Genomic DNA, 17,682 nt, shown 5'->3' with positions numbered 1-17,682 from the left:
GCTCAGGCGGCGCGGGGCATGCGCCGCTTGAGCGCGACATATTCCCATACAGCGACGAAGAGCAGGATCGCGGTGACGAGGACTTCCATCGCGAAATTGGCGATGAAGGGTACCAGCAGGAAGCAGGCAGCGAGCAGGATGACGCCGGCGGCATGCGAATAGGGGATGAAGCGCGACGAAACCGTCTTCATCCAAGCCGTGCCGGCGAGGAACAGGATCGGCCCGCCGAGCAGCGCCAGTGCGTGGTCGTAGGAGCCTTCTTCCTGCGGATGCGAGAGACTGAAATCCTCACCGACGGCGGTGAGGATGATGCCGGCGACGATCGGCAGGTGCCCGTAGGTGAAGAGATACTGGGCGGTCGCCTGCGGCTCGGCCGTCTCTTCCGCCTTGTCGGCGGCCTTTTCCTGGCCGTCATGGAAATAGATCCACCACATGACGATGGTCGAGAGAAACGCGCAGCATAGCACCAGCGGCGTGCCGGCATTGTCCATGTGGCTCGCGGCATTTTTGCCGGTGGTGAGGATCGTCTCGCCGAGCGCGATAATGACGAACAGCGCGCAGCGTTCGGCCAGATGCTCGCCGCTGATGTCGAGCGTTTCGGGCGGCGAGGCGCCGATCGAAGGCACCCAGTAGCGCATCGCCGGACCGGCATATTCGATGGCAAGGGCGGCGATCCAAAGGGTCGCCCGCATCTGCGGCTCGGCAAGCCCACCGGCGATCCACAACGCGCTTGATACGGCCAGCCAGGCGGTGATTCGGAAGAAGGTCATGAAGGAGGCGGCATCGTTTCCCCGGAACGCATAAAGCGCAAACAGCGAGCGGATGAGCTGCATCGCCGAATAGGCGAGCGCGAAGGCGAGGCCCATGTCCGTGAAGGCCTTCGGCAGCGCGATGGCCAGCACGATGCCGCAGAACATCAGCACGAAAAGCAGCAGTCTGACCGGCTCGATCTCGGTATCGAGGAGATTGGTGACCCAGGTCGTGTGGATCCACACCCACCAAAGGGCGAAGATGAAGAGGATTGCCTCGGCGGCGATGCCGATGCTGAAGTCGGAGGCGAGCGTCTCGGAGAGCTGGATCAGCGCGAAGACGAAGACGAGATCGAAGAAAAGCTCCGGAAAGCTCGCCTTGGTCGATTGGACATCGTCCTTTCGAAGCCAATCGTGGTTGCTCTCGGTCATCAGGCTCCTTGCGGGCGCCTCGTTCCGACGGGACGAGGAAGAGGCCCTCGCCACTATCTAGGGCGTTGTCTCAGAAAGCGAGGGTGGTTCGGAGCGTGTTCGGAACATCTAAGGCGCCTTGACCCCAAGCGCAAATTGCCCAACCACGGCATCGCCGGCGATCTGGAACCGTCTCCGCTGGTTCGTGGCCCGAATGCCTTCGCCGACAAAATAAGCTGGTTTGACGGGTGTCAATCGGCATGCTGAAAATGCTGATAGAGAGGAAGGAGCCGGACCGTGCCGGCCACTTCGACAGGAAGTTGCATGACCCTTCCGGAATTCACCCTCGCCATCCTCCTGCTTCTCTGCACGCCGGGACCGACCAATACGCTGATGGCGCTTGGCGGGTATGCGCGCGGCTGGCGGAGGGGCCTGCCCCTGATCGCCGGCGAACTCGGCGGCTATCTGCTGGTGATCGTGCCGGTGGCAACGCTTGCGGCGCCTTTCTTCGATGCCTACCCGCAGGCGCTGGTCTGGGCGAAGCTCGCGGCGGGTATCTGGGTTCTTTATCTCGGCTATAGCCTGTGGATGTCCGAAAAGCGGGCGAAGGAAGCGGCGGAAATTTCCATCCGCCAGGTCTTCGTCACGACGGTGCTGAACCCCAAGGCGCTGATCATCGCGCTCGTCGTCATGCCGCATGGCGGCCTGCCGGAACTCGCGCCCTGGCTCGCGCTGTTTGCGGGACTGGTAATCTGTGCCGCCAGTGGCTGGATCGCCTTCGGCAGCCTGATGCGGCGAACGGAGCGTTTCGAGGTGAAGCCGATCGTCGTGCGCCGCGCCGCCGCTGCCTGCCTCGTCCTCTTCGCAACGATCCTCGCCAGCGGATCGATCCAGTCGCTGGCCTGACCCCTCGTTCGCGGTCGTCGATGTCGGTCACAACTCGGGAGAGATCGCCCGCCCCTGGAGGCGAACGGCGCGCGCCGGCATCTATGAGCCGCATATGGTGAGCGATCCGCGCAGCGGTGTCCGCGACACCTTCTAGGAGCCCAACGAAAAAGCCGCCCGCAACGACGTGCTGCGAGCGGCTTCAGAGGGTGGCTCCAGAATTCAGCTCTCGAAGAATTCCTTCATCCGGGCGAAGAAGCCCGTCGATTCCGGATTGTTATCCTTCGAGGACAGTTCCTCGAATTCCTGCAGCAGCTCGCGCTGCCGCTTGGTGAGCTTCTGCGGCGTCTCGATCTGGATCTGGATGTAGAGATCGCCCGTCTGGCTGGACCGCAGCACCGGCATGCCCTTGCCCTTCAGGCGGAACTGCTTGCCTGGCTGGGTGCCTTCCGGCACCGTCACGCGGGATTTGGTTCCATCGAGAGTGGCCACGTCGAACGTGCCGCCGAGGGCGGCAGTCGTCATCGAGATCGGCACGGCGCAATAAAGGTCCGCGCCGTCGCGCTGGAAGAACTGGTGCGGTTTCACCGACAGGAAGATGTAGAGATCGCCCGCAGGTCCGCCGCGCGTGCCGGCTTCGCCTTCGCCCTGAAGTCGAATGCGGGTGCCGTCCTCGATGCCGGCCGGGATGTTGACCGACAGCGAACGTTCTTCGGTGACGCGGCCCTGGCCGTGGCACTTGCCGCAGGGATCGGTGATCGTCTGGCCGCGGCCGTGGCAGGTCGGGCAGGTGCGCTCGACCGAGAAGAAGCCCTGGGATGCGCGCACGCGGCCGGAGCCCTGGCAGGTGCCGCAGGTCTTCGGCTGGGTGCCGGGCTTGGCGCCCGAACCGGAACAGACATCGCAGGTGATCGAGGTCGGAACCCGGATCTGCGCGGTTTTGCCGGAAAAGGCTTCTTCCAGCGTGATTTCCATATTGTAGCGAAGATCGGCGCCGCGCTCGCGACCGCCGGAAGAGCGCCGGGCACGACCGCCGCCCATCATCTCGCCAAAGATGTCTTCGAAGATGTCGGAGAAACCGCCGGCGCCCGCGCCCGAGAAGCCGCCGCCACCGCCCATTCCGCCCTGTTCGAAAGCGGCATGGCCGAAGCGGTCGTAGGCCGCGCGCTTCTGAGGATCCTTCAAGGTCTCGTAAGCTTCGCCGAGCTCCTTGAACTTCTTTTCGGCTTCTGCGTCGCCCGGATTCTTGTCGGGATGATATTTCATCGCGAGCTTGCGGAAGGCGCTTTTCAGCTCCTTCTCGTCGGCGGTCTTGCCGACACCCAGCGTTTCGTAAAAGTCTGCTTTTGCCATGGAGGTAACCGGCTCCGGAAAGGATTCCGGCTGCACGAAGGCAGCCGGATACTCTAGTCAACTATGGTCGAGGTCTGGCCATCAGGCAACCGGCGGATCAGGCGGACTTCTTGTCGTCCTTGACTTCCTCGTAGTCGGCATCGACGATATCGTCCTTGCCGCCCTCGGAGCCTTCGCCACCTTCGGCCTGCTGGGCCTCGTAGATGGCCTGACCAAGCTTCATCGACACTTCCATCAGGACCTGCGTCTTCGCCTGGATGTCATCGGCATCCGGCTCCGGAGCTTCGATGGCGGTCTTCAGCGAAGCGATCGCATCCTCGATCGCCTTGCGGTCGGTCTCGGAAACCTTGTCGCCATATTCCTTCAGCGACTTCTCGCTGGAGTGAACGAGGCTTTCGGCCTGGTTCTTGGCTTCGACGCCGGCGCGGCGCTTCTTGTCGGCTTCGGCATTGGCCTCGGCGTCCTTGACCATCTTTTCGATCTCGGCGTCGGAGAGACCACCGGAAGCCTGGATGCGGATCTGCTGTTCCTTGCCGGTGCCCTTGTCCTTGGCCGAAACCTGGACGATGCCGTTGGCGTCGATGTCGAACGTGACTTCGATCTGCGGCATGCCGCGCGGCGACGGCGGCAGGCCGACGAGGTCGAACTGGCCGAGCAGCTTGTTGTCTGCAGCCATTTCGCGCTCGCCCTGGGACACGCGGATCGTCACGGCCTGCTGGTTGTCTTCGGCGGTTGAGAAGGTCTGGCTCTTCTTGGTCGGGATCGTCGTGTTGCGGTCGATGAGGCGGGTGAAGACGCCACCGAGCGTTTCGATGCCGAGCGACAGCGGGGTCACGTCGAGCAGCAGAACGTCCTTGACGTCACCCTGCAGAACGCCTGCCTGGATGGCGGCGCCGAGGGCGACGACTTCATCCGGGTTGACGCCCTTGTGAGGCTCCTTGCCGAACAGCTGCTTGACGACTTCCTGGACCTTCGGCATGCGGCTCATGCCGCCGACGAGAACCACTTCGTCGATCTCGGCTGCGGTAACGCCGGCATCCTTGAGGGCTGCCTTGCACGGTGCGATGGTGCGCTGGACGAGATCGTCGACCAGGCTTTCGAACTTGGCGCGGGTCAGCTTCAGGGTCAGGTGCTTCGGACCGGAAGCGTCGGCCGTGATGAACGGCAGGTTGATTTCGGTCTGCTGCGAGGCCGAGAGTTCGATCTTGGCCTTTTCGGCAGCTTCCTTGAGGCGCTGCAGAGCGAGCTTGTCGTTCTTCAGGTCGATGCCCTGGTCCTTCTTGAACTCGTTGGCAAGATATTCGACGAGACGCATGTCGAAGTCTTCACCGCCGAGGAAGGTGTCGCCGTTTGTGGACTTCACTTCGAAGACGCCATCGCCGATTTCGAGGACCGAGATGTCGAACGTGCCGCCGCCAAGGTCGTAGACGGCGATCGTCTTGCCGTCCTTCTTGTCGAGGCCATAGGCGAGAGCGGCTGCCGTCGGCTCGTTGATGATGCGCAGCACTTCGAGACCTGCAATGCGGCCGGCATCCTTGGTTGCCTGGCGCTGCGCGTCGTTGAAGTAGGCCGGAACAGTGATGACGGCCTTTTCGACCTTTTCACCGAGGTAGGATTCAGCGGTTTCCTTCATCTTCTGAAGGATCATCGCGGAAACCTGTGCGGGGGAATAGTTCTTGCCCTGGGCCTTGACCCACGCATCGCCATTGTCACCCTTGACGATATCGAAGGGGACGAGGCCCTTGTCTTTTTCAACCGTCGGATCTTCGTAGCGGCGGCCGATCAGGCGCTTCACGGCGAAGAGGGTATTGGTGGGGTTGGTGACCGCCTGGCGCTTGGCCGGCTGGCCGACGAGGCGTTCGCCGTCATCGGAAAATGCGACCATGGAGGGCGTGGTACGCGCGCCTTCGGCGTTCTCGATCACCTTCGCATCTTTGCCGTCCATGATGGCGACGCAGGAGTTGGTGGTACCGAGGTCGATGCCAATTACTTTTGCCATTTTCTTCTCTCTCCTTTAAGCGAACCATCGGAACCCCTCAAAGGCATTCCACTGACAGTTCCTCGACTGGGATGGTACGCAGCATCGGCTGCGGTCATGCGGCGTATATAAGGACGGGTTTTTAGGACTGCAAGGCGAGAAATCGCCCGGATCCTAGCAAAAAGAACAGTTTGCCGAGCAATACTGTCAATACGCTTCACTGCCCCATGATCAGGTCGAAAAGCGTTGTGTGCCGCGGCTGGTCTCTGGAGCCCGCAACGCCTACGTCGCCGGGCGGAACGGGGCCGCCGCCGATGGCTCCCGGCGGCACCGGAGCGGACGAATCATAGGGGCCGCGATACTGGCGATAATCACGGACCGGAACGTCGCCGGGCGGTATTACATCGCCACGGCGGCCGCGGTCGCCATAGACCGGCCTGTTGTCGTAGATCTGTCCGTTGTCCCTGTTGTCGTATCCCTGGTTGTCGCCATAGACGGGCCGTATGCGGGCGGGTTCCCGTTCGATCGAGGCGGAATCCTGGGCGGGAGGGCGCGGCGCCGGCGGATAGTCGGCGGGGAGTTCGTCCTGGGTTCGGCGGCCACCGGGCAGGATGCCGGAAATGATATCGCCGATCGTCGTCGACGGCGAGTCCGGCTGGACTGCGGCCGGCGGCGGCAGATCGAGGCCGCGGCCGGCGCCGAACAGCGGCGTCGGCGTATAACCCTTCATCGCGGACGTCATGTATTCCTTCCAGGCTTTTGCCGGCAGACCGCCGCCGGTTACCTTCTTCATGAAGGCGCCGTCGTCGTTGCCGAACCAGATGCCGGTCGTCATGATGCTCGTATAACCGACGAACAGTGCGTCGCGGAATGACTGGGTGGTGCCCGACTTGCCGGCTGCCTGCCAGCCGTCGATCCTGGCGGCCTTGCCGGTGCCCTCGTTGATGACGCGGTTCATCATGCCGTTCATGGTCGCCGCCACCGGTTCGCTGAGCACGCGCGGCGGGTTGGCATAATCGGCCTCGTAAAGCACCTTGCCATCCGGATCGACGATGCGCTTGACGATATGCGGCGTCGCCTTGTAGCCGCCGTTCATGAAGGATGCGTAGGCAGACGTCAGCTCGACCAGCGAGACTTCCGAGGTGCCGAGCGCGATCGAAGCATTTGCCTGGATGTCGGAATCGATGCCGAGCCGGTGGGCGAGGCTCACCACCTTGTCGGGACCGACCTGCATGGCCAGCTGCGCGGCAACCGTATTCAGCGATTGCGCGAAGGCCGAGGCAAGCGTCACCGGGCCGCGGTATTTCTCGTCGAAATTCTCCGGCGACCAGTTGCCGATCTTGACCGGCGTATCGTTGACCATCGAGTCCGGCCGGGCGCCGGCTTCGAGTGCTGCGGCATAGACGAAGGGTTTGAAAGCCGAACCCGGCTGGCGCTTTGCCTTGACGGCGCGGTTGAACTGGCTCGTGGCATAATCGCGGCCGCCCACCAGCGCCCGGATCGCGCCGGTCGCATCGACCGAGACGAGGGCTGCCTGCGAGGCGTTGAGCTTGCCGCCTTCCTTCTTCAGCACATCGTTCAGCGACTTTTCGGCGGCGGCTTCGAGGCGCATGTCGAGCGTCGTCTCGACGGTCACGTCGACTTTCGGCTCGCCGATCAGGCTCTTCACCTCGTCGACGACCATGTCGGCGGCATAGTGCTGGGCGCCGGTCCAGTAGCGCTTCGCCTTGGCCGGCGGTTGCGACATGGCGCTCTTGAGGTCGCTGTCTGTGATGTAACCTTCCTCGCGCATCGTGCCGAGCACGACCTGGGCGCGCGCTTCCGCTGCCTTCGGATCGCGGGCCGGCGACAGGCGGGAAGGTGCCTTGAGGAGGCCGGCAAGCGTTGCCGCTTCGCCGAGATTCGCGTCGCGGGCCGACTTGTTGAAATAGCGCCGCGAGGCGGCCTCCACGCCATAGGCGTTCGAACCGAAGAACACCCGGTTCAGGTACATGGCAAGGATCTGGTCCTTGGTGAACTTGTGCTCCAGCCAGAAGGACAGGAGCACCTCCTGGATCTTGCGCTCGAACGTGCGGTCCGGCGACAGGAACAGGTTTTTGGCGAGCTGCTGGGTGATCGTCGAGCCGCCCTGGATCGGCTGGCCCGTCAGGTTGTTGACGAGGGCGCGCGCCAGGCCCAGCGGATCAACGCCGAAATGCGAATAGAAACGCCGGTCCTCGATGGCGATCACCGCCTGCGGCAGGTAGGGCGACATCTCCTCGAGCGCCAGGGCCTCGCCACCGGTCGAGCCGCGATTGGCGACGACCGAGCCATCGACCGCGGTGATCTTCATGTTCGCAGGGCGGTCCGGGATCGACCAGGTACTGGCGGCCGGCATTTTCGCGCCGTAATAGAGCACCAGCCCGCCGACGGCGATGCCGGCCCAGATGCCGAGCACGAAACACCAGTAGACCAGCCGCTTGAGCGGCGAGAAGAGCCCGCCGCCCTGGCGACGGGTGGAGGCTTTCCTGTCGCGAGGGGGACGGCCCCGTTCCGGGCGCTCGGAACGCTCGTCGCTTTCGGCTTTCGATGGACGTCTGCCAGGCCGGCCGTTGCCCACGATCCGCTCATCCGCGTCGAGACGTAAATCGCCGCTCGGCCGCGAACCTTCGAAGGACGGTTCAACGCGTTTGTCTGATTTGCCTCTGGCTGCCATGGTGAGCCGGCATACCCCCGTTACGCGCCTGTCAAAACAGGCTGTTACTCGAATGTCTGATCGCCCAAGCCTTTGGCTGGACTCTAAATGCGGCGATTTAAGGAGGCGTAAAGGACGCGCTTATTTGGCCGGGTCTTGAACCGCTTGACTTCCCATTCCATTTATGAGAACAAATAGAGAACATTTGGAGGTGCTGATGAGCAGAACCGAACAGGTGATCGAACGTGCAATGGCCGCAGTCGCGGCATCGAAGGCTCTGCGCGAGGCTGAAGCGCAGCGTCGGCGCGAGACGTTCCAGAAGATACAGATCGCCAACCAGCGACGCCCGAATATTCCCAAAGGAATTCAGCTGCCGCTGGATTTACATTGAGAAGCCAAAAGTCCGCTCGCTGGATCGTGAGAAAAGCTGCGGGCCTGACATGTCCGACCTAAAAAAATCCGAATCCTGGTGGAACAAGGATGCGCGCTCCGCGTTATGGCGGATTCCACCTTGGAGGAGGGGAGGATATGCAGAAAATCGTCGAGGCAGTCGTCCGAAATGGCGACCAGCGCGTCCCTGTGGGGCTGGTCAGCGTCAAGCAGGCACTTGAAATGCCTGAAAGGGGAATGCTGGAGTTCAGCCACCCCGCTTATGAAGCCGGGAAAACTGATATTTTCGTCAATCGCGAAACCCTTTCAAAACTGATGTAATCGCCGCCAAGCGATGAAAACAGGCTATATGAGGCAACCTGAAAACGCGAATTCGTGATTTCGGGTTCATCGCACTACGGGTTACCCTGGCACCTGTAACCACAGCGAAAGGAGAATGGCATGAAGACAGTTCTCGTCATCGCCGCCGTGCTCGGCCTGTCGTCCACCGCAGCCCTTGCGGAATGCGCCGGCCACAACGTCACGGCTTCCGCCAAGGTGGACAAGGAAGTCACTACGGCAAGCATCGCGCCTCCGAAAGTGGACCCGCGCCAGGAAGCCGCCGTGCTGAAGCAGTCCGAAGGACAGGCTAAAGTCACCGAATAATGGTTTTGCCCGCGCCGGCCCTGTCGGCGCGGGTTTTGATTCTCTTCAGCTTGTTAGATGGGAAGCTGGAGACGGAACCTCACGTTCCGCTTGGGTGTTGTTTCCGAAAAGGAGACTTCAATGGCCAAAAAACCTCTCGCTGCCGGCTTTACCGGTGATGTCGCCGAAGAGACAGGCGTTGCCGCCCGCACCAAATCTGCCGTTCATCATGTCAAGGACGAGGCGGGCATGGTCGCCGCCCACGCCGTCGACCATCCGGCCGCTACCGGCTCGGCAATTGCTGCCGTCGGTCTGCTCGGCTTGGCAATAGGCTACATGCTCGGCGTGTCATCCGCCTCCCGCGACCGTCGCTGGTATCGCTGAAGGCGAGCGAGGTTTTCTTCGGGAATACCGGCCGCCCGCGGAACCGTGGCGCGCTCCAGTCGTTGGTTTCCTGACAGGAAAAAGGAGACCATCATGCCCAATCGAGATCCTATCCCGACTCCGAGCCCCCAGCCGCGTGGACCGACACCGGCAGGCGGAATTCCCGATCGAACCCAGGAAAAGCCGCCATTGACGCCTGCGCAGGATCCCGGCGACACCAAGAACCCGCAGGATCCGACGCTCAATCCCGCTCTGATGCCGACCGGCGATCCGGCGGGCATGGCATAAGCCGCCCTCGGACCTTCATGCCTCGTCTGCGGACACTCGCTGGACCCGTATAGGTAGCAACCCGTACGGGTCCACCCTTATATTGCACCCGTCTATTATTGTTATTGTCAATTTATTAGCCAAGGCTCAAAATCTTTCCTCCTGTGGCTTGTAGACCTTTTTGTTCCTCGGGCGCCGACAAGGCCGGCGCAAGTCTGTCTCAATAGAAGGCCGCTGGTAATTTTCTCCAGCCGCCATTGCTGAGCAGGGCGAGGGGAATGGTCCGCCGGTCGGGCACCGTATGATCGGGAGGGTTATATGCCTACACAGATGGTTAGAAATCCTGTCAATCCGGACCAGCTCAGCTTGCTGCAGCAGGTCTTTGACCAGGCTTGCGCCGAACACCAGATCGACAAGGCGAGTCCCGATGCGGAGGCATTGGCGCTGATCCTGGTGAATTCCCTTCAAAAGGGCTCGGACGACAAGCAAAAGCTCTCGGCGCTGGCCGAGGCGCTGGCAAAAAGCCGGTAGGTTCCTGCTTTAAACGAGGAACCTATCAGTCCTTCGGCAGTTGAACGGTCTCTTGAAAAACCCAAGGAGACCGTCATGGCAGAGCCCATCAGAAACCTGAACACCCCCGCGAAGTCGGATACGCCCTCTTTCGATCACGAACCCAGCGAAAACGTCAGGACCGAGATTGCGACGCTGCGTTCCGAGATTTCCAACCTGCGCGAAATGCTCGCCGAAAAGACCGGTGCCGCCTATGGCAAGGTCACTGAGCGCGCCGGCAACGCTGCGCATTATGTACAGAACGAAGCAAGCTCGGTTGCCGGCACCATCCGCGAACATCCCGCTGCGACCACGACGCTGTTTACCCTGATCGGCGCAATCGGTTTTGCCATCGGCTATGTGGTTGCAACCGCTTCGGCGGAAAGCAAGCACGCCTGGTACGACCGTTACTTGAGCGGCCGCTTCTAGACAGGATCCTGACCGACATCGATCCAGATCGCTGCGGTTAGGTCCGCCACACGGTCGGGGCTGATGCGCACGGCGGCATTGGTGGCGCCCGCCGCAGGCACGACTTCCGCGAATTTCCGCAGCGACACGTCGCAATAGATCGGGATCGGGGAAGGCAACCCGAACGGACACACGCCGCCGATGGGATGGCCGGTGATATCGGCCGTCTCGTCACCGCCGAGCATCCGCGGCTTAGCGCCAAAATGATCCCGGAATTTACGGTTGTCCAGTCGGCTGGTTCCCGACATCACCACGAGCACGGTGATTTCCCCGGCGCGCACGCAGATCGTCTTGGCAATCTGCTCGGGCGCCACACCGTGGGCGAGGGCTGCAAGCGGCACGGTGGCCGAGCTTTCCTCGGTAATGATGACGTGGACATCGGGGGCGTTGGCGGCGAAGAAGGCGCGGACGGATTCGAGGCTCATGCCACTCAAACTGGCGCAGGATGGCGCCGGCCGCAAGAGGACAAAGGAGCTATGCGAGGATTGCAATGCTGCACTGCGATATCGTGACTGTTTTTTAAGCTCCACTCCTGTATGTTTAATTCATCGACGGGCGCACTCCTCCTCCCAGCGCCCCAGATGGGACCGACAACACCTCCTCCTCCCAGTTGTTGGTCAGTTTCGGAAACCCGGCGCACCTCCTCCCGCGCCGGGTTTTCTGTTTTACGCGCCTTGAAATCGCTGGCTATTTCGCCTTTGAAAGCGCGGCTTAATTTTCCCGATCTTGACCTTTTTGACCGGAGCCATTATCTGGTTCGCCATCGATATTTGTTTGATAGCCAGCACTATGCGCCTCGCGGCGTTTGCGACGATCTCTCTTCAAATACGAAACTTCAACGTTCCAAGCGCTTTAGCGTGGAATAGTCGGTCATATTTGCAAGGGAAAGGCATCGTTATGGCTACCGGTACTGTAAAGTGGTTCAACGCAACCAAGGGCTACGGCTTCATCCAGCCTGACGACGGTTCGCAGGACGTTTTCGTTCACATCTCCGCCGTTGAGCGCGCTGGCCTAGGCCAGCTCAAGGACGGTCAGAAGATCTCCTACGAACTCGTCAGCGACAAGCGTTCTGGCAAGGTTTCCGCAGACCGCCTCCAGGGCGCATGATCTGCTGAAGACCTCAATGTCGAACTCGCGAAAGGCCGGCTCGTCCGGCCTTTCTGCTTTTCTGGACCGGGCTGTCCCGGTGTTTAGAGCGATTCTAAGGTTAGCCCCTTGAAAGCGGAAACCTTAGCTCCCATCTAGGGTTCAATAGCGTTTCCGACGCACCGCATGGTCGGGGCTCCAAAAACCTGAGCGAGCATGTGTGTTACGGCAAATACCGGCGACCGTGCCGTCTTGAGGCAGTTTTCATATCCGCGTTAACGGGATGTTTACCTAACCGAGGGACGATGACCGCTAGAGCCGCAGTGATCTGAAAAGGTCGAAGAGCGGCCGCGTCGGAAATGCTTGTCCCATTTCGAGTGACCACGGATGTACTGGCACCAGTGAATGGGAGTGGAAAGGTCGGGCTTGCCCCGGCCTTTTTGTTTTTAAGGGCCTGACGCGGAGACGCGTCAGGCCCTTCTCCGTTTCAGGCCTTCAGAGGTCAGCCAGCCAGCGCCGCGATGATACGCGCCCACGAGCGGATACCCTTGTGGAAGGAGCGCAGGTCGTATTTTTCATTCGGCGAGTGGATGCGGTCGTCGCTGAGGCCGAAGCCGACGAGCAGCGATTCCATGCCGAGCGTCTTCTGGAAATCGCCGACGATCGGGATCGATCCTCCGACGCCGACAACCAAGGCCGGCTTCGGCCACTCCTCGGAAAGCGCCGTCTTCGCCTTGGTGAGCACCGGCGAATCGTAGCCGAGCTGGATCGCCGGCGAGCCACCATGCGTCAGGAACTCCACCGAGCAGTCAGCCGGGATCTTCGAGCGCACATAGGCACGAAAACTCTCACGAATCTTTTCCGGATCCTGGCCTCCGACGAGACGGCAGGACACTTTGGCCGACGCCTTCGACGCGATGACGGTCTTGAAGCCCTGGCCCTCGTAACCGCCGCTGATGCCGTTGAATTCGCAGGTCGGCCGCGCCCAGAGCAGTTCGAGCAGCGAACGGCCCTTTTCGCCGGCCAGCTCCGACAAGCCCACCTCTCCCAGAAAGTCGTCGCGACCGCTGACCAGGTTTTCCCAGGCCGCCTTGATGTTGGACGGTGTCTCCTCGATGCCGTCGTAAAAGCCTTCGAGCGTCACGCGGCCGGTATCGTCATGCAGTCCGGCGAGGATTTTCGACAGGATCTGGATCGGGTTTGCCGCAGCGCCGCCGTACATGCCGGAATGAAGGTCGCGGTTGGCGGCGGTGACGATGATTTCTTCGCCGACCAGGCCGCGCAGCGACGCCGTGATCGCCGGCGTATCCGCATCCCACATGCCGGTATCGCAGACGAGCGCGTAATCGGCTTTCAGCTCGGCGGCATTGGCGTCGAGGAAGGGCTTGAGCGACGGCGAGCCGGATTCTTCTTCGCCTTCGAAGAGGATGGTGACGCGCACCGGCAGCGAGCCATGGACATCCTTGTAAGCCCGGCAGGCTTCGACGAAAGTCATCAGCTGCCCCTTGTCGTCGGCAACGCCGCGGCCCGTCACCACCTTGCGGCCGGCACCGAGTTCCTTGACCTTGGGATCGAAGGGATCGTCCTCCCAGAGATCGATCGGATCGACCGGCTGGACGTCGTAGTGACCGTAGAACAGCACGTGTGGCGCATCAGCGCTGGCGCCCGGGTGGTGGCCAACGACCATCGGATGACCGGGCGTATCGCGAACCGACGCCTCGAAGCCGAGATCCTTTAGTTCGGCCGCCAGCCACTCGGCAGCCTGGCGGCAATCGGATTTGAAGGCGGGGTCGGTGGAGATCGACTTGATGCGGACGAGGCCGAACAGGCGCTCGAGGCTTGCGGGAAGGTTCTGGTCGGCGCGGTCGAGGACGGCGGAAAGATCGGTCATGGGAAATCCTGTCTTTGAAATGCGAGACCTCGAGCCCAGGAGGCAAGAAGCGGCCCATCGTTTCGAATGCCCGACCTTGTTAGCAAGTCAGGGGCAGCGGAGACAATGGCAAAGACGCCAACGCCGTTGGCTTAGATCTTGCGTGCGTTCTCGACGATCATCCGCATGTATTCGATCATCAGTTCGCGCTCGAAGCGACGAAAGCCTGAGAACAGGGCCGCATCCGCTTCGGAAGCCGCTTCCACGGCCTGGACTTCCAGCTCGCGGCCGAGCGAGGTCAGCGTGATGATCTGTGCCCGGCGGTCGTTCGGATGGGGGGTGCGCTGGATGAGGCCATCCCGCTCCATGCGGGCGAGCGTGTTGGCGAGCGTCGCCTGCTCGACCTCCAGCTTGTCGAGGAGCTGCTTCTGCGTCAGCCCGTCTTCCTGCCAGAGTTCGAGTAGGACGGGAAACTGGCCGGGAGAAAAGCCAAGCACCATCGCCCGCTTCTGCAAGGAGCGCGCAAAGCCTTTGGCGAGTTGGCCCGCCAGGTATGTCGCAGAATGCGAGCGGTCGAATCCCATGGCTGGTCTTCATCCCTCCCTGAACGAGCCCGTTTGCGAGCAATATCTGCCAGATATATCGCACGCCATGCTTTCGCCAAGCCTGTGCGAAGATGGGGTAAATGACAAGTCTTTCCTGCGAAAGAGCAATAAAAAACCGCCACGGCAGGGAGGGGACAGCCGTGGCGGTTTCTGATGGAAGGACAAAGGCCCGGAGAGGGGGGATAGGCCTTTGTCCGGCCTGGTTCGGCGGGGGACATGCCGGCTGCCAGACTGCGGCGTGATCAATCGCCGGTGAGTAGGAAATGTGGGCCCGAACCGGGCTTTTCAAGAGAAAAGCATATTACAAATCGGTAACGTTCCGGTGAGGGCGGGAGGCTTCCCGGCAGCGAAGTTTTCGTGGACGGATCAAATGCCCCACGCTATTCCTTGCGCCATGAAAAAAGGCGATCATCTTTTCCTTATCGACGGTTCCGGCTTCATTTTTCGCGCCTTCCACGCGCTGCCGCCGCTCACCCGCAAATCCGACGGCCTGCCCGTCGGCGCCGTCTCCGGCTTCTGCAACATGTTGTGGAAGCTGCTGACCGATGCGCGCGACACCTCGGTCGGCGTGACGCCCAGCCATTTCGCCGTCATTTTCGACTATTCCGCCAAGACCTTCCGCAAGGACCTGTACGATGCCTACAAGGCGAACCGTTCGGCGCCGCCGGAAGAACTGATCCCGCAATTCGGCCTGATCCGCCAGGCGACCCGCGCATTCAACCTGCCCTGCATCGAGACCGAAGGTTTTGAGGCGGACGACATCATCGCGACCTATGCCCGCCAGGCCGAGGCGACCGGCGCCGATGTGACCATCGTCTCGTCGGACAAGGACCTGATGCAGCTCGTGACGCCGAACGTCCACATGTACGACAGCATGAAGGACAAGCAGATCGGCGTTCCCGATGTCATCGAGAAATGGGGCGTGCCGCCGGAGAAGATGATCGACCTGCAGGCGATGGTCGGCGATTCGGTCGACAACGTGCCGGGCATTCCGGGCATCGGCCCGAAGACGGCAGCCCAGCTTCTCGAAGAATTCGGCGATCTCGACACGCTGCTTGCCCGCGCCGGCGAGATCAAGCAGGTGAAGCGCCGCGAGAACATCGTCGCCAATGCGGATCTCGCCCGCCTTTCGCGACGGCTCGTCTCGCTTCGACTCGACGTGCCTCTCGACCTCGATCTCGATGCGCTGGTGCTGGAGCCGCAGGACGGCCCGAAACTGGTCGGTTTCCTGAAGACCATGGAATTCGGCACCCTGACGCGCCGCGTCGCCGCCGCCTGCAATTGCGATGCCGATGCCATCGAACCCGCCGTCGTCAACGTCGAATGGGGCCAGGCCGCCCGCGGCCCGGACCTCGATGCCGGCGGCGCGGCAGCGGTCGATACCGGCGAGGCTGCAGCCGAAGCGCCGGCTCATCCCGCCAAGGCGCCGGTCGCCAAGGGCATGGAGGCGGCAACGCCGGCCGGACTCGCTGAGGCCCGCATCGAAGCCTTTGCCAAGGCCAAACTCGATCCGAGCTGCTACGTGACCATCCGGGACCTGACGGTGCTGGACGACTGGATCCGCGCGGCGCAGGAAACCGGTCTCGTCGCCTTCGACACGGAAACCACATTGCTTGATCCGATGCAGGCGGAGCTGGTTGGGTTTTCCCTCGCACTTGCCGACAATATCGCCAACCCGTCCGGCCTTGAGGTCCGTGCGGCCTATGTGCCGCTGATCCACAAGACCGGCGTCGGCGATCTGCTCGGCGGCGGGCTTGCCGAAAACCAGATCCCGACCCGGGAGGCGCTGGCGCGCCTGAAGCCGCTGCTTGAAGACCCGTCGGTCCTGAAAGTGGCGCAGAACCTGAAGTTCGATTACCTGCTGATGAGGCGTCATGGCATCACCGTCGAGGGTTACGACGATACGATGCTGATGTCCTATGTGCTGGAGGCTGGCAAGGCGAACCACGGCATGGACGCCCTGTCGGAGCGCTGGCTGAACCACAAGCCGATCACATTCAAGGAAGTTGCCGGCAGCGGCAAGGCGGGCGTCACCTTCGACTTCGTCGATATCGACAAGGCGACCGCCTATGCGGCGGAAGACGCCGACGTGACGCTGCGCCTGTGGATGGTGCTGAAACCTCAGCTGGCGGCTGCGGGCCTGACCCGCATCTATGAACGGCTCGAGCGGCCGCTGGTCTCGGTGCTCGCCCGCATGGAAGAGCGCGGCATCACTATCGACCGGCAGATACTGTCCAGGCTTTCGGGAGAGCTTGCCCAGCGGGCCGCCGCCTTCGAAGACGAGATCTACCAACTGGCAGGAGAAAAATTCACCGTCGGCTCTCCGAAACAGCTTGGCGACATCCTGTTCGGCAAGATGGGCCTGCCGGGCGGCGCCAAGACCAAGACCGGCCAGTGGTCGACCTCGGCCAGCGTGCTGGAAGACTTGGCTGCCGAAGGCCATCCCCTGCCGCGCAAGATCGTCGACTGGCGCCAGCTGACAAAGCTGAAATCCACCTATACGGACGCGCTGCCGGGTTACGTTCACCCGGAGACCAAGCGGGTCCACACCTGCTACTCGCTTGCCTCCACCACCACAGGCCGCCTTTCCTCTTCGGAACCGAACCTGCAGAACATTCCGGTGCGTACGGCGGAAGGCCGCAAGATCCGTACCGCCTTCATCTCGACGCCCGGCCACAAGCTGGTCTCTGCCGACTACAGCCAGATCGAGCTGCGCGTGCTTGCGCACGTCGCCGACATTCCGCAGCTGCGCCAGGCTTTTGCCGATGGGATCGACATTCACGCGATGACGGCCTCGGAAATGTTCGGCGTGCCGGTCGAAGGCATGCCGAGCGAAGTGCGCCGCCGCGCCAAGGCGATCAACTTCGGCATCATCTACGGCATCTCGGCTTTCGGGCTCGCCAACCAGCTGTCGATCGAACGCTCTGAAGCGGGCGACTACATCAAGAAGTATTTCGAGCGTTTCCCGGGCATCCGCGATTACATGGAAAGCACCAAGACTTTTGCCCGCGAGAACGGTTACGTCGAGACGATCTTCGGCCGCCGGGCGCATTATCCGGAGATCAAGTCCTCCAACCCTTCGGTGCGTGCCTTCAACGAACGTGCGTCGATCAATGCGCCGATCCAGGGTTCGGCCGCCGATATCATCCGCCGCGCCATGGCGAAGATGGAGCCGGCGCTTGAAACGGCCGGGTTGAACGGAAGCGCCCGCATGCTGCTGCAGGTGCACGACGAACTGATCTTCGAGGTCGAGGATGAGGAGATCGACAAGACCTTGCCGGTGATCATCTCGACCATGGAGCAGGCGGCCATGCCGGCGATCTCGATGCGGGTGCCGCTGAAGGTCGATGCTCGCGCCGCCAGCAATTGGGACGAAGCGCATTGAGCCT

17 protein-coding genes are annotated in these 17,682 nt (G+C 62.0%); 10 read left to right on the top strand and 7 right to left on the bottom strand.

What is annotated here, in order from left to right; translation table 11 throughout:
• Positions 1 to 2: 2 nt before the first annotated feature.
• On the bottom strand, positions 3 to 1,181 hold the full coding sequence (locus tag C5L10_RS05435) for a low temperature requirement protein A (protein WP_105428816.1): 1,179 nt from the start codon (positions 1,179 to 1,181) through the stop codon (positions 3 to 5).
• A 303-nt stretch (positions 1,182 to 1,484) separates the two neighbouring features.
• Here C5L10_RS05435 and C5L10_RS05430 point away from each other — a divergent pair, with 303 nt between their 5' ends.
• Positions 1,485 to 2,066: a LysE family translocator gene (locus C5L10_RS05430; RefSeq protein WP_205837022.1), complete on the top strand. Its 582-nt coding sequence runs from the start codon at positions 1,485 to 1,487 to the stop codon at positions 2,064 to 2,066.
• A 201-nt stretch (positions 2,067 to 2,267) separates the two neighbouring features.
• On the opposite strand, the gene dnaJ is transcribed toward C5L10_RS05430, so the two are convergent.
• The 3 genes from dnaJ to C5L10_RS05410 form a co-directional block, all read right to left on the bottom strand.
• On the bottom strand, positions 2,268 to 3,398 hold the full coding sequence (dnaJ, locus tag C5L10_RS05420; RefSeq protein ID WP_046667207.1) for a molecular chaperone DnaJ: 1,131 nt from the start codon (positions 3,396 to 3,398) through the stop codon (positions 2,268 to 2,270).
• Positions 3,399 to 3,495: 97 nt separating this feature from the next.
• The gene (gene dnaK / locus C5L10_RS05415) at positions 3,496 to 5,397 is read right to left on the bottom strand and encodes a molecular chaperone DnaK (RefSeq protein ID WP_105428814.1); all 1,902 of its coding nucleotides are present in this window, start codon (positions 5,395 to 5,397) and stop codon (positions 3,496 to 3,498) included.
• A gap of 196 nt (positions 5,398 to 5,593) precedes the next feature.
• Complete coding sequence (locus tag C5L10_RS05410; protein ID WP_105428813.1) at positions 5,594 to 8,071, bottom strand: transglycosylase domain-containing protein; 2,478 nt, start codon at positions 8,069 to 8,071, stop codon at positions 5,594 to 5,596.
• Positions 8,072 to 8,267: 196 nt separating this feature from the next.
• Here C5L10_RS05410 and C5L10_RS05405 point away from each other — a divergent pair, with 196 nt between their 5' ends.
• The 7 genes from C5L10_RS05405 to C5L10_RS05375 all read left to right on the top strand — a co-directional run bounded on the left by C5L10_RS05405 (position 8,268) and on the right by C5L10_RS05375 (position 10,693).
• Positions 8,268 to 8,441 carry a hypothetical protein gene (locus tag C5L10_RS05405; RefSeq protein WP_172716916.1) on the top strand — a complete coding sequence of 58 codons (174 nt, stop codon included), beginning with the start codon at positions 8,268 to 8,270 and terminating at the stop codon, positions 8,439 to 8,441.
• Positions 8,442 to 8,578: 137 nt separating this feature from the next.
• Positions 8,579 to 8,761: a hypothetical protein gene (locus C5L10_RS05400; protein ID WP_046638101.1), complete on the top strand. Its 183-nt coding sequence runs from the start codon at positions 8,579 to 8,581 to the stop codon at positions 8,759 to 8,761.
• Positions 8,762 to 8,881: 120 nt separating this feature from the next.
• Positions 8,882 to 9,085 (top strand): hypothetical protein, encoded by a 204-nt coding sequence (locus C5L10_RS05395; RefSeq protein ID WP_105428812.1) that lies wholly within the window; start codon positions 8,882 to 8,884, stop codon positions 9,083 to 9,085.
• A gap of 120 nt (positions 9,086 to 9,205) precedes the next feature.
• On the top strand, positions 9,206 to 9,448 hold the full coding sequence (locus C5L10_RS05390) for a hypothetical protein (protein WP_105428811.1): 243 nt from the start codon (positions 9,206 to 9,208) through the stop codon (positions 9,446 to 9,448).
• Positions 9,449 to 9,541: 93 nt separating this feature from the next.
• Entirely contained in the window at positions 9,542 to 9,736 is a 195-nt protein-coding gene (locus tag C5L10_RS05385) for a hypothetical protein (protein WP_046638098.1), read from the top strand.
• Between the two features lie 297 nt (positions 9,737 to 10,033).
• Positions 10,034 to 10,246: a hypothetical protein gene (locus C5L10_RS05380; RefSeq protein WP_172716915.1), complete on the top strand. Its 213-nt coding sequence runs from the start codon at positions 10,034 to 10,036 to the stop codon at positions 10,244 to 10,246.
• A gap of 75 nt (positions 10,247 to 10,321) precedes the next feature.
• Positions 10,322 to 10,693 carry a hypothetical protein gene (locus C5L10_RS05375; RefSeq protein WP_105428810.1) on the top strand — a complete coding sequence of 124 codons (372 nt, stop codon included), beginning with the start codon at positions 10,322 to 10,324 and terminating at the stop codon, positions 10,691 to 10,693.
• Here the strand turns inward: C5L10_RS05375 and C5L10_RS05370 are convergent.
• Positions 10,690 to 11,157: a YbaK/EbsC family protein gene (locus C5L10_RS05370; RefSeq protein ID WP_105428809.1), complete on the bottom strand. Its 468-nt coding sequence runs from the start codon at positions 11,155 to 11,157 to the stop codon at positions 10,690 to 10,692. The genes C5L10_RS05375 and C5L10_RS05370 overlap by 4 nt on opposite strands.
• A gap of 472 nt (positions 11,158 to 11,629) precedes the next feature.
• On the opposite strand from C5L10_RS05370, the gene C5L10_RS05365 reads away from it, so the two are divergent.
• Complete coding sequence (locus C5L10_RS05365) at positions 11,630 to 11,839, top strand: cold-shock protein (RefSeq protein ID WP_007754264.1); 210 nt, start codon at positions 11,630 to 11,632, stop codon at positions 11,837 to 11,839.
• Between the two features lie 481 nt (positions 11,840 to 12,320).
• Here C5L10_RS05365 and C5L10_RS05360 read toward each other — a convergent pair whose 3' ends face one another.
• Together C5L10_RS05360 and C5L10_RS05355 are read right to left on the bottom strand one after the other, a co-directional pair.
• Entirely contained in the window at positions 12,321 to 13,709 is a 1,389-nt protein-coding gene (locus C5L10_RS05360; RefSeq protein ID WP_105428808.1) for a M20/M25/M40 family metallo-hydrolase, read from the bottom strand.
• 131 nt (positions 13,710 to 13,840) lie between these two features.
• A complete protein-coding gene (locus tag C5L10_RS05355) occupies positions 13,841 to 14,272 on the bottom strand; it encodes a MarR family winged helix-turn-helix transcriptional regulator (RefSeq protein WP_046602923.1) in 432 nt (143 codons plus the stop codon).
• Between the two features lie 415 nt (positions 14,273 to 14,687).
• Here C5L10_RS05355 and polA point away from each other — a divergent pair, with 415 nt between their 5' ends.
• On the top strand, positions 14,688 to 17,678 hold the full coding sequence (gene polA, locus C5L10_RS05350) for a DNA polymerase I (RefSeq protein ID WP_105428807.1): 2,991 nt from the start codon (positions 14,688 to 14,690) through the stop codon (positions 17,676 to 17,678).
• The last annotated feature ends 4 nt before the right edge of the window (positions 17,679 to 17,682 follow it).

Origin of the sequence: Neorhizobium sp. T6_25, from assembly GCF_002968555.1 — a bacterium.
Classification (GTDB): domain Bacteria; phylum Pseudomonadota; class Alphaproteobacteria; order Rhizobiales; family Rhizobiaceae; genus Neorhizobium.
This window is presented reverse-complemented; position numbering and strand designations above follow the sequence as displayed.